We start from the raw sequence: 12,336 nt of genomic DNA on the forward strand, positions 1-12,336 counted from the left end.
ATCTTATGACCGATTATAAAGTTAAAGATATATCCGAAGCAGAATTTGGAAGAAAAGAAATTTCATTAGCAGAAACAGAAATGCCAGGATTAATGGCTTTGAGAAAAGAATACAAAGGTAAAAAACCTCTTAAGGGTGCAAAAATATTAGGATGCTTACATATGACTATCCAGACAGCTGTTTTGATAGAAACTCTTGTTGATCTAGGAGCCGAAGTTAGATGGTCATCATGTAATATCTTTTCTACACAAGATCATGCTGCCGCAGCTATTGCAAAAGCTGGAATACCAGTTTTCGCTTGGAAAGGTGAAACGGAGGAAGAATATTGGTGGTGTGTAAGACAAACAATTGAAGGTAAAAAGGACTGGAAGCCAAATATGATTTTGGATGATGGTGGTGATTTAACTGCATTAATGCACAAAGATTATAAAAATTTAATGAAAGATATAAAAGGCTTAAGCGAGGAAACTACAACTGGTGTTTTAGCTTTGAAAAAAATGGAAGAACAAGGAACACTTTTAGTACCAGCAATTAATGTAAACGACTCAGTTACAAAGTCTAAATTTGATAATTTGTATGGATGTAGAGAGAGCTTAGTTGACGGAATTAAAAGAGCAACTGATGTAATGATGTCGGGAAAAGTCGCAATTGTTGCAGGTTTTGGTGATGTTGGAAAAGGAAGCGCAGCTTCTTTAAGACAAAGTGGTGCAAGAGTTATGGTAACAGAGACTGATCCTATTTGTGCTCTTCAAGCAGCTATGGAAGGTTATGAAGTTGTTTTAATGGATGAGATGATTGGACAAGCAGATATCGTTGTTACTGCTACAGGTAATAAAGATATTGTTACAGCAGATCATATGAGAGCGATGAAAGATAGATCAATATTATGTAATATTGGACATTTTGATAATGAAATACAAGTAGAGGCTCTTAAAAACTACAAGTGGGATGAAATTAAACCTCAAGTTCACGAAATTACTTTTCCAGATAACAAAAGAATTATTTTATTAGCTGAAGGAAGATTGGTTAACTTAGGATGTGCAACTGGTCACCCAAGTTTTGTAATGAGTGCTTCTTTTACAAACCAAGTAACAGCGCAAATTGAACTTTGGAATAATTCGGACAAATATGAAAATAAAGTATATGTTTTACCTAAACATTTAGATGAGAAAGTTGCAAGGCTACATCTTGAGAAAGTTGGAGCAAAATTAACTCCTTTATCAAAAGACCAAGCAGATTATATAAGTGTTAAACCAGAGGGTCCGTATAAACCAGATGCATATCGCTACTAGTGGTAGCAAAATAGACATATCAAAAGAAAGCCTAACAGCTAAAATTGCTAAAAAATTCTCAAAAGTATTAAAGCATGGTGATATAGTTTTTTTGTATGGAGATATAGGAGCTGGTAAAACTACATTCGTAAGATATTTGATTAATTCTCTAGAAAAAGAAAAAAAAATTAAATTAAGCGAGATCACATCACCGACTTTTAGTATTTTAAATGAGTATGAGATCAAAGATATAAAAATTAGACATTATGATTTATTTAGAATAAAAAATTCTCAAGAGATCAAAAATATAGGTATGTTTGAAAACTCACAAAATTTTCTCACATTTATTGAATGGCCAGAAAAAATTAAAAAAAAAATTGGTAATAATTATAACCTTTTTTTTAAATACAATTTTAAGTCAGAAAAAAGATTTTTAGAATTTAGAAATAAAAAAAAGGTTCATATATTTAATGTTAAAAATAAATCATAAACTTCATAAAATAAAAGGAGATGCCTCTTTCAGAGAGTTTTATAGAAAAAAAATAAAATCGAAAAGCAGCATTATTATTTTCTCAAAAAAAGAAAAAAGAAAAAACTTATTAATTTACGATGCTATAAATAAAATCCTTATCATGAATAAATTTGTTGCTCCTAAATTAATATATCAAGAATATAAAAATAATTTTATTGAAGTAAAAGATTTAGGAAAGGAGACAGCGCTTGATGTTATCAGAAGAAAAAAAAGTAAATTTTCAATTTTTGAGAAAATAATTGAATTATTAATAAAAATGCAAGGGATAAAAACAAAAAAAATAAAAAATTTTCAAAACCAGTTTTATAAAATACCTATTTATAATAATAAAATGCTTTTCAATGAGGCAAAACTCTTTTGTGATTGGTATGTTCCTGAAAATGCAAAAAAAAATAAATCTAAAATAAACAAAATATTAGTTAAAAAAATTAAAAACCTTTTAAATAATTTGAAACTCAAAAATGATACTTTTGTGCACAGAGATTTTCATGTGTCGAACCTTATGTATTTTAAAAATAAATTAGCTTTTATTGACACTCAAGATGCGGTCATAGGCAATCAAGCTTATGATCTCGTATCTTTAGTAGATGATGTAAGATACAAAACACCAAAAGATTTTAAAAAAAAAATTTATGATTTCTATTTTAAAAAAAATAAGAAAAATATAAATAAAAATTATTTCTTAAACGATTTTGAAATTCTGTCTGTACTAAGGAACTTAAAAATAATTGGAATATTTACCAGATTAGCAAAAAGAGATAACAAGAAATTATATTTAAAATTAATACCCTACACATGGAGATTAATAGACTTGAGATGCCAAAATAACGATTTATTGAAAGATCTTAAGATTTTTCTTCACAAATATTTTTCGAAAAAAATTAGAAATAAATATGGAAATTAAAACTGCTATCATATTATGTGCTGGTTACGGAAGAAGGCTAAACCCTTTAACACTCGATAAACCAAAACCATTATTAGACTTATTTAATAAAACTTTACTTGAACATACCTTAAACCTTTTAGAAAAATTAAATATTAAAAAAGTAAAATTAAACACCTTTTATTTACCAAAAAAAATTGAAAATTTTTTTATTAATAAAAACTTTAAACTTGAAATAGACATTATTCATGATGGTGAGAAAATTTTAGATACCGGTGGTGGAATTTTTAATATGATTAAAAACCTAAATGACGAAGATTTTTTAGTTTTTAATCCTGATACTTTTTGGGATGAAAATTACTTAGAATATATAGAAAAAATGGAGAAACTTTATTTTAATCACAACATCAAAAATATATTATTAACAGTTCACAAAAATTTAAGTTTCGATAAAAATTTAAATGGGGATTTTAATTTAAATATAAATAAATTGAGCAGAGATAATCCAAGACAATTTATTTATACAGGGTGTCAAATTTTGAATAAAAAAATTTTCTCTAATTTTACAAATAGTAAATTTTCAATAAATGATGTCTGGAATACTTTAATCAAAGAAAATAATTTATTTGGTTTTGAAAGTAAAAATAAATTTATACATGTTACTGATATTAAAGTTTATAAAAGTTTATTAAAAAACAATTAAATCTTGCGATCTATCACTATCTAAATATTCACAACTCGAAATTTTTTTATTTTTATCAAATTGAATTGAGAGGGGATTCCCAGTAGGTATTTCTAGTTTAGTAATTTGTTTATTATCTAAATTAAAAAGATATTTACAAAGAGATCTTATAGAATTTCCATGAGCTGAAATTAGTACATTTTTGTTTTTATCGATTTTATCTTGGATGTTAGTTCTATAATATTGAACTACTCTATCAAAAGTATCTTTCAAGGACTCAGTGTCTGGAATATCCTCTTTTTTTAGACTTTTATAGATTGTCATATTGATAGGATGATATGGACTATTTCTATTTAATGGATCTGGCCTTAAATCCCACGACCGTCTAAATTCATGAATCTTTTTTTCTCCTAATTTTTTTTTCATTTCATCTTTATTTAAACCTGTTAACGCTCCATAATGTCTCTCATTTAACTGCCACGCCCTTTCTGGTGTCGTTTTATCTCTTAATGTATTTTGAATTAACTTTAATGTGTTAATAGATCTTATTTGAAAAGAGGAATAAAAATTATCAATATTAATATTTAAATTTTTTATAGCTTCGCCAGCTTTACATGCTTCTAATTTACCTTCAGGTGTGAGATCAACATCCACCCAACCTGTAAATTTTTTTTGAAGGTTCCATTCACTTTGTCCGTGTCTAACTAAAATTAAATGACTCATTAATTTATTTATTATATTAATTAATAAGTATGTTAAAATTATTTTTTTATTTAGTAAATCTAATATTCATCATTTTATATATTTTTCCCGGCAGTATACTGGGCAAAATAATTTATGGAGATTTTAATAAACAACCTCAATTAACAAACGATTTTAGTTTTAGTATCTTTGATTTTTCCTCAAATCATACATTTGCATTTGCGTTTATTTCATTTTTTGGATTGTTTTTATTTTATAAAGACAATTTAAAAAAAATCTCTATTTATTTATTTTCATCCTCAATAATTTTAGAGTTTTTACATATTTTTATTCCAAACAGATCTTTCCAATTTTCTGATTTAAATGGAAATCTTTTGGGTGTAATAGTTATATATCTTTTTTTATTTGTTTATCTCTATGCAAAAAAATCTATTAATTAAAATTGTATTTTTTTTATTTTTCGTAATTCCTGCAAATAGTGAAATAATTAAAGGAACCGCAGTAGTAGTTGATGGTGACACTTTAAAAATTGATAATAAGAAAATCCGACTACATGGAATAGATGCTCCTGAAATGAAACAATTATGTCAAAGAACTTTCTTAAGTATATTTATTTTTTCATTTAATAAAAACTATAAGTGCGGAGAAATTTCAAAAAAAAAACTACAAGGTTATACTAAAGATTATAACATTAAATGTAAAGTTGAGGGAATCGATAGATATAATAGAATTTTAGGAACTTGTTATAAAAATAAAATTAATATTAACTCTAGGATGGTTAGGTTGGGCTATGCAGTGGCTTATAAAAAATATTCAAAAAAATATCTGAGTGCTGAAAGAGAGGCCAAGAGGGAGGAACTTGGGCTATGGAAAGGTACATTTGATATGCCTTGGGACTGGAGAAAAAATGTTAAAAAGTAAAATAATTTTTTTAGTATTTATTTCTTTTTTGTTAACATCTTGCTCATCGATTCCTAAAAATACTCAAAGTGGTTGTTCAATTTTTTCTGAAAGATACCTTTGGTATAAATATTCAAAAAAAACAGAAAAAAAGTGGGGAACCCCAATATATATACAACTTGCAATAATAAAAATGGAGTCCGATTTTGATTGGTTAGCAAAACCTAAAAGACAAAAAATTTTTAAAGTAATTCCTTTTAAGAGACCATCAAGTTCTTTTGGTTACTCTCAAGCTGTAAAAGGTACATGGAAACAATACAAAAAAGAGACAAATAACCCATTAGCTTTAAGAACCAGGTATAAGGATAGCGTTGATTTTATAGGATGGTATACTTCAAAATCCTCTAAATTACTTAAAATCTCAATGAAAGATTCTTTTAAACAATATATTGCTTATCATGAGGGTTGGGGAAATTATAAAAATTATAAGCAAAATAAAAAAGTAATTAATTTAGCAAAAAAAGTAAAAGCGCATTCAGATAGATATAAAATTCAATTGAGCAAATGTGAAAAAAGATTAAATAAAAAAAAATATATTATATTTTAATCTAATTGTTTTTTAAGTTCTTTTTCAATGTGATTAATACTTTTAGTGTTTTTACCAATTGCCAAATAAATTGTTGGAATAACATATAGAGTAAAGAAAGTTGAAAAAATCATACCAAATAAAATTGTAATACCTACCGTTAATCTGCTTGCTTCACCTGGTCCACTACTAAAGACTAAAGGTAATACACCTATTATAGTAGATATTGATGTCATTAAAATTGGTCTTAATCTTATATTTGCAGACTCAATAATAGATTTTTCAATATCTTTTCCTTCATCCCTAAGCTGATTAGCAAATTCAACAATTAAAATTCCGTTTTTAGTAGCAAGTCCAATAAGAATTATTAGTGCAATTTGACTAAAGATATTGATTGAACTGCCAACGACTAGAAGGCCTAATATTCCACCAAAAATTGCAAGTGGTACTGTTAACATAATTGTAAATGGATGTTTGAAGCTTTCAAATTGAGCAGCCATCACCAAGTATGCAGTCAATAGAGCTAAAGCAAATATTAAATATATTTGATAACTGGTTTCTCTCAATTCTTCACTTTCGCCTTTATAAGCAATCCTAGCAGAGGGGAAATTATCATTTGTTGTTTTTTCGAGAAAATTAAGTGCATCAGATAGTGAATAGTCTCCAACAATGTTAGCTGATATGGTTATTGCTTTTTGTCTATTATATCTTGATAATATTGGGGCTATACCTTCCTCTTCAAGAGATACTAAATTAGATATTGAAACAAGCTTACCAGTATTTTTTGATCTTACATAAACCTTTGCTAGGTTAGATGGTTCTTTCCTATTTTTTATATCACCTTGTAATATTATATCATATTCACGGCCATCCTTAGTAAATTTGGTTACATTTCTTGAACCAAACATAGTTTCTATTGACCTGCCGATTTCCAAAGTAGAAACTCCTAAATCTGAAGTTTTTTCTTGGTCAATTTTTACATTTAAAATTGCTTTAGTTTGATTAAAGTCATCTTCAACATTAATTAAATTTTTATTTTTTCTAGCTTCATTTTTTATAACTTCTTTCCATTTTATTAAATCCTCATAAGTATTACCCAACAAAACAAATTGCACAGGTTTTTGCACCCCTCCTGTTCTAATACCTTGTGGCATAACTGGAAAAGCTAATACACCCGGAACTTTTGAAATTTTTCTAAAAGATTCCATCATTATTCTTTGACCATCTCTTTTCCTATCATCCCAATGTTCTAACAAAACAATTATAAATCCTGAATTAACTTGTGTGGAACTTTTTCCAAATCCGGGCACTCTTAAAAGTAATCTTCTATATTCCCCTTTTCCCACCTCAGGTAATAAAAAACCCTCGATTTCCTCAGACTTACTTGATGTATATTCAAAACCGGAACTTTCAGGAGCTTTAATAATAACAAAAAATGCCCCTCTATCTTCCTTTGGCATTAGTTCCTTTGGAGCATATAAAAATACAGAAGTAGTTAAAGCTAATATGATTATTAGAAAAATTATTATTTCTTTTTTTCTTTTTAGCCAAAACAATAATGTTCTTTTATAAAAATCTCTAAATTTATTTAAACTTACCTCAAATTTTTGAGAAACTTTTGATTTTATATTTTTTTTAACCAAAACTTTACTTGCTATCATAGGACTTAGAGACAGAGCTACGAAACTAGATATAATGACTGCAAAAGATAAAGTCACAGCTGTTTGTGTGTATAAAGTACCACTTAAACCTTTAATAAAAATAAGTGGAATAAATACTGCAACTAAAACTAATGTTGTTGCTATAATCGCAAATGACACCTGTTTTGAACCTTTGTATGCCGCAACAAGCGATGTTTCTCCTTTTTCAACTCGTCTAACAATATTTTCAAGCATAACAATTGCATCATCTACAACTATTCCAATAGCAAGAACTAATGCCATAAGAGTAAATAAGTTTATAGAAAAATCAAAAAAGTAAATTGCTAAGAAAGTAGATATTAATGAAACTGGTAAAGCAATAATTGGTACTACTAAAGCTCTAATATTACCTAGAAATAAATATATAATTATGGTCACTAAAATTAATGCTATCACAAGGGTTTTGTAAACTTCATAAATAGCTGTTGATATATAGTTACTTCTATCAAAAGATACTTCTAATGATGTTCCATCGGGTAGTGTTGGTTGGATTTCTTTTATTTTCTTTTTTAATCTATTTGCAACTTTAATGGTATTGGCATCTGATTGTTGATAAATACCAATTCCAACTACTTGTTTACCGTTACCTTTAAAAACAGTTCTTGTAGAGACAGGACCAAATTCGACTCTTGCAACGTCTGATAATTTCGTAATTGATCCGTCAAAAGATTTTTTTAGTGGTAAATTTTTGTAGGTTTCAATTTTATCGTATGCATTCTCTAATTTAATGGTTAAATCTATATCTTTTGATTCTATTCTTCCAGATGGAAACTCCAAATTTTCAGATCTTAAAGTTTGTTCAACTTCCTGTGTCGTTAAATCTCTTGCAGCTAATGCTATTGGGTCTAACCATATTCTTAAAGATATTTCTCTTTCTCCTCCAAGTCTTACTCTTCCAACGCCCTCTACAGTTGCAAAGTAATCAGTTAAGTACCTATCAGCATAATCGGTTAACTCCATATCAGACATAAAATCTGAACTAAAACTCATCCACATAGTTGTTCTAAATCCAGCAGATTGTTTATAGACCTCTGGCGCACTTGCCTCCTCGGGAAGTTCATCAACCACTCTTGCAACAAAACTTCTCACATCATTTGCAACATTGTCTAAATCTAAATCTGACTTGAAGGTCATCTCAATTCTTGATGATCCATCCTCACTCATTGACTCAATATTTATTAGTCCTGGTGTGCCTCCAACTCTATCTTCAATTTTTTGAGTTATTTGAGTATCAACTATTTCTGCCGATGCACCTTGGTAATTGGTTTGTATTGTAACAATTGGTCTTTCTACATCTGGAAGCTCATCTGTGGGTATCTCGTTAAAAACTACAAGTCCAAAAATAACAAGTATTAAACTCATTACAGTTGCAACTACTGGTCGTTTAATTGATAAATCTGTAAGATACATTATTATTGGTTAACAATTTTAACTTTCATTTTATTTCTTACTTTAGAAATACCCTCTTTGATAATCTTATCATTGATATCTAATCCTTCTAAAACCATGATTTTTCCGTAACTTCTTTTTCCTACACTTACCTCAATTTTCTCAACTGAGTTATCTTCTAAAACTTTGTATACAAAATTAGATTTTCCCTGAACTAGTATTGAGGACTCTGAAACTCCAATTGCATCAACTTTATTATAAATTATTTCTGCATTTAAAAGCATACCTGGAATTAATTCAAGTTTTGGATTTTTAACCTTAATATTACAAAGAACGGATCTTGTATTTGGATCGACTCTTGAGCTTACAGATTCTATTACTCCATTAAATTTTTTTTTATATGAATCTGATTTTATATTAACTTCCAAGCCTGTTTTTAAAATAGATAAATAACTTTCAGGTACTTTAATATCCAACATAATTGATGAGATATCATCCAAAGTAAGTATAAATGAGTCTGTTCCCAAAACTCCTTGTGCGATTTCTCTTTTACCTAAAACTCCTTTAAATGGTGCTTTTACCTTTTCATCATTTATTACAAATATTGTCTCACCTTCTTTAATAAGTTTACCAAATTTTATATTTTGATTTTTAATCTCTTCTTTTTTTACCCTATAGTTTTTCGTTTTAAGTGCTACAGCAGTCCCAAAAGTTTCAATCTTTTCAAAAAATTGAGAGTTATCAACAACTTCTATAATTACACCTGGAGGAGGCCTTTGAGAAAATTTTTTTTCAAAATGTTTACCTACAAAATATCTTGCTATAATTATTCCAAAGATAACTATAAATATTATAGAAATTAATATTGTTATTTTTTTTGATAATTTCATGAACGATATTTACCATATTCACTCCAAGATCCATCATAAATTATTGGTGAATATTTATTATTTATCAAAGATAATGCAAAAGCTAGAACAGAGGCTGTTACTCCAGACCCGCAAGTAAATACTATATTGGTGTCTTTAATATCTTTAAGTATTTCTTTAAATTTTTCCTCTAATTTTAAAATGTCTATAAATTCATTTGTTTCCTTATTTATACAATTGCCAAAAGGCAAACAAAATGAATTTGGAATTGATCCAGATCTTAAACCTTCCCTGGGTTCCTTTTCTATACCTTTAAATCTATTCAGACTTCTTGCATCTACAAGCTTAAATTCACCTGTTAGAATATTTTCATCGATCTGTTTTTTATTTTTTACTAGTATTTTCCTTTCTTTTGCTTGGTAGTTAGTTTTGTTTACTCTCTCAATATTGGTTGTTACTTCCCTTCCTTCATTCATCCATTTTTTAAAGCCACCATTTAAAATTTTAACAGACATAGGATTGTGCCCAAAGTATAAAAAATTATACCAACATCTACATGAACTTAATAAATCAGAATTATCATAAATAACTATTTCATCACTATTTTCTATACCCATATCAGAAACAATTTTTTCCCACTCGTTTATATCCACTAACATATGTGGTAGGTCAGTATTCTTTTTGGAACACACATCTATATCAAAAAACAAAGAATTTTTTATATGATTTTTTAAATACTCTTTATAGCCATTTCTTTTAGTATTTGGTAAATGCCAAGAGCTATCGATTATCTTAACATTACTTAAATTTTTCTGAAGCCATTCAGTAGAAACTAAACTCATTTAATTTTTATCTAAATATTTTTGATGATATTCTTCAGCTATGCAATAATTTTTCAATAAGGATATTTTAGTTACTACTTTTCCCGAAAGTTTCTCATTAATTTTTTTTGTGGTTTTTTCTGCAATATTTTTTTGATTGTCATTTAAATAAAATATTTCACTTCGATATTGGGTTCCAAAATCTGGTCCTTGAGAATTTAGTGTTGTTGGATCATGTATCTGAAAAAAAAATTCTAATATTTTTTCGTACGAAATTTTATTTGGATCAAATTCTAATTTAACCACCTCTGCATGATTTGTGTTACCTGTACAAACTTCTTCGTATGAAGTTTTTGAACTGTTTCCTCCACAATATCCAACCTCTGTTCTGTAAATACCTTCAAGTTTACTGAACTTAATTTCTGGACCCCAAAAACACCCACAAGCTAAAACTGCTATTTCCATTGATTATTAAATTTATTTATCTAAAGTTAACTTATGTTGTCTAAAAATCAATTAGGCTTTTTGTACATGTTTTTGTCAGTCTGTGCCTTTTCTATAATGGATTTAATAGTAAAGTGGTCAGATGATTATCCATTAGGTCAAGTAATATTCTTCAGAGGTTTCTTTGGAATAGTGCTTTATTATTTTGTTATTCCTAAAGAAAGAATTAGAGACTTTTATTTTACCAAAAGACCATTATTGCATTTTTCAAGATGTTTTTTTGGCTTAGCTGCTTTACTTTCAATATTTACCGCATTGAGAAATTTACCTTTAGCAACTGTCGTAAGCATTTCATTTGCAGCTCCAATATTCACAACAATTTTTTCAATTTTTTTTTTAAGTGAAAGAGTAGGTTACTTTAGATGGTTAGCTGTATTTATAGGTTTTATAGGGATCTTAATTATATCAGAACCCGGCTTAAGTTCACTTAATGTGTATTATATTTTCCCAGTTATTTTTGTTTTAGGAATGTCTTATGTTGCAATAAGTATTAGGCAGTTATCATCAACAGAACCCGTATGGTTAATTTCTCTATTTTTCTCTGCGGCAATAACTATTGCTGGCTTACTAACCTTGCCATTTGGGTGGATAATGCCAAGCTTTTATGATCTTACACTTTTATCTATGATAGGTTTTTTTGGCGGTGTTGCGAATTTGTGGTTAAGCCAGTCATACAAATTTTCTGAAGTTTCCTTAGTTACACCTTTAAAATATTTAGCTTTGGTTTTTGCAATTGTATTTGGGTATTTGATTTGGGGAGAAGTTCCTTCTGGAAAAACTTTAATTGGTGCAATTTTAGTTATTTCGTCCTCAATAATAATTTTTAGACGAGAAATTGCTCTAAAAAAAGAACCCACACCATCAAGACATGACTAAAAAACCTCGCTATTGGAATGTTGCAGTAAAGTATCTGTCTTCTAAAGACGTTGTGATGAAAAAACTTATAAAAAAATACGATGATAAAATACTTACTACAAGAGGAGACATATTTTTTTCTTTGTGCAAAAGTATAATTGGTCAGCAAATTAGTGTAGCTGCTGCAGACTCAGTTTTTTCTAAGTTTAAAAAAGTTTGTAGAGGAAAAATTAAACCTCATATAGTTAATGATAAAACTTTTAGTCAATTAAAAAAATGTGGCTTAAGTAAGCAAAAGGTTAAAGGCATAAAAGAATTATCAAAAAAGTTTTTAAATAAAGAATTTAATCCAAAATTAATAAACAAAATGAATGATGAAGATGCAATAGTTTATCTTTCTAGTCTAAGGCAAATAGGAAGATGGTCTGCAGAGATGATTTTACTTTTTACTTTCAACAGACAAAATATTTGGCCAATTCAAGACATAGGATTACTAAGAGCAATATCGAATAATTATAAAAAAAAATACTTACCCCCAAAAAACTTTATATTTAAACTTCAAAAAAAATTTTCACCATATTGTTCAGTTGCAACTTGGTATTTATGGAGATCAATCGACGATGAACCAATACAATATTGAAA

The 12,336-nt window shown here is 28.0% G+C and carries 13 protein-coding genes; 8 read left to right on the forward strand and 5 right to left on the reverse strand.

The features are described from left to right. Positions 1 to 5 precede the first annotated feature (5 nt). From ahcY to AMN73_RS02530, 4 genes are read left to right on the forward strand one after another with little or no spacing between them, the layout of a single operon-like run. The gene (gene ahcY / locus AMN73_RS02515) at positions 6 to 1,292 is read left to right on the forward strand and encodes an adenosylhomocysteinase (RefSeq protein WP_075534711.1); all 1,287 of its coding nucleotides are present in this window, start codon (positions 6 to 8) and stop codon (positions 1,290 to 1,292) included. After that, positions 1,276 to 1,761: a tRNA (adenosine(37)-N6)-threonylcarbamoyltransferase complex ATPase subunit type 1 TsaE gene (tsaE, locus tag AMN73_RS02520; RefSeq protein WP_075534712.1), complete on the forward strand. Its 486-nt coding sequence runs from the start codon at positions 1,276 to 1,278 to the stop codon at positions 1,759 to 1,761. The genes ahcY and tsaE overlap by 17 nt, the downstream gene beginning before the upstream one ends. Continuing rightward, positions 1,742 to 2,707, forward strand: coding sequence for a phosphotransferase (locus AMN73_RS02525; protein WP_075534713.1), 966 nt, complete (start codon positions 1,742 to 1,744; stop codon positions 2,705 to 2,707). Before tsaE ends, AMN73_RS02525 begins: the two co-directional genes overlap by 20 nt. Further along, positions 2,697 to 3,389: a sugar phosphate nucleotidyltransferase gene (locus AMN73_RS02530; RefSeq protein ID WP_075534714.1), complete on the forward strand. Its 693-nt coding sequence runs from the start codon at positions 2,697 to 2,699 to the stop codon at positions 3,387 to 3,389. Before AMN73_RS02525 ends, AMN73_RS02530 begins: the two co-directional genes overlap by 11 nt. Here the strand turns inward: AMN73_RS02530 and AMN73_RS02535 are convergent. Continuing rightward, positions 3,375 to 4,091, reverse strand: coding sequence for a 2,3-bisphosphoglycerate-dependent phosphoglycerate mutase (locus AMN73_RS02535; RefSeq protein ID WP_075534715.1), 717 nt, complete (start codon positions 4,089 to 4,091; stop codon positions 3,375 to 3,377). The genes AMN73_RS02530 and AMN73_RS02535 overlap by 15 nt on opposite strands. Positions 4,092 to 4,487: 396 nt before the next feature. Between AMN73_RS02535 and AMN73_RS02545 the strand changes: the two genes are divergently transcribed. Together AMN73_RS02545 and AMN73_RS02550 are read left to right on the forward strand one after the other, a co-directional pair. Further along, the gene (locus AMN73_RS02545; protein ID WP_082254576.1) at positions 4,488 to 4,991 is read left to right on the forward strand and encodes a thermonuclease family protein; all 504 of its coding nucleotides are present in this window, start codon (positions 4,488 to 4,490) and stop codon (positions 4,989 to 4,991) included. Then, a complete protein-coding gene (locus AMN73_RS02550) occupies positions 4,978 to 5,577 on the forward strand; it encodes a transglycosylase SLT domain-containing protein (RefSeq protein WP_075534718.1) in 600 nt (199 codons plus the stop codon). The genes AMN73_RS02545 and AMN73_RS02550 overlap by 14 nt, the downstream gene beginning before the upstream one ends. Here AMN73_RS02550 and AMN73_RS02555 read toward each other — a convergent pair. The 4 genes from AMN73_RS02555 to msrA are packed head-to-tail and all read right to left on the reverse strand — an operon-like array spanning position 5,574 to position 10,800. Further along, positions 5,574 to 8,666, reverse strand: a complete 3,093-nt coding sequence (locus AMN73_RS02555; RefSeq protein ID WP_075534719.1) for an efflux RND transporter permease subunit — start codon at positions 8,664 to 8,666, stop codon at positions 5,574 to 5,576. The two genes, AMN73_RS02550 and AMN73_RS02555, sit on opposite strands and share 4 nt — an antisense overlap. Positions 8,667 to 8,668: 2 nt before the next feature. Next, a complete protein-coding gene (locus AMN73_RS02560; RefSeq protein ID WP_075534720.1) occupies positions 8,669 to 9,535 on the reverse strand; it encodes an efflux RND transporter periplasmic adaptor subunit in 867 nt (288 codons plus the stop codon). After that, a complete protein-coding gene (locus tag AMN73_RS02565; protein ID WP_075534721.1) occupies positions 9,532 to 10,356 on the reverse strand; it encodes a sulfurtransferase in 825 nt (274 codons plus the stop codon). Before AMN73_RS02565 ends, AMN73_RS02560 begins: the two co-directional genes overlap by 4 nt. Beyond that, complete coding sequence (msrA, locus tag AMN73_RS02570) at positions 10,357 to 10,800, reverse strand: peptide-methionine (S)-S-oxide reductase MsrA (protein WP_075534722.1); 444 nt, start codon at positions 10,798 to 10,800, stop codon at positions 10,357 to 10,359. Positions 10,801 to 10,833: 33 nt separating this feature from the next. On the opposite strand from msrA, the gene AMN73_RS02575 reads away from it, so the two are divergent. Together AMN73_RS02575 and AMN73_RS02580 are read left to right on the forward strand one after the other, a co-directional pair. Then, on the forward strand, positions 10,834 to 11,715 hold the full coding sequence (locus AMN73_RS02575; protein ID WP_075534723.1) for a DMT family transporter: 882 nt from the start codon (positions 10,834 to 10,836) through the stop codon (positions 11,713 to 11,715). Beyond that, positions 11,708 to 12,334 (forward strand): DNA-3-methyladenine glycosylase family protein, encoded by a 627-nt coding sequence (locus tag AMN73_RS02580; RefSeq protein ID WP_075534724.1) that lies wholly within the window; start codon positions 11,708 to 11,710, stop codon positions 12,332 to 12,334. Before AMN73_RS02575 ends, AMN73_RS02580 begins: the two co-directional genes overlap by 8 nt. Positions 12,335 to 12,336 lie beyond the last annotated feature (2 nt).

Origin of the sequence: Candidatus Pelagibacter communis (assembly GCF_001179965.1) — a bacterium.
GTDB lineage: Bacteria > Pseudomonadota > Alphaproteobacteria > Pelagibacterales > Pelagibacteraceae > Pelagibacter.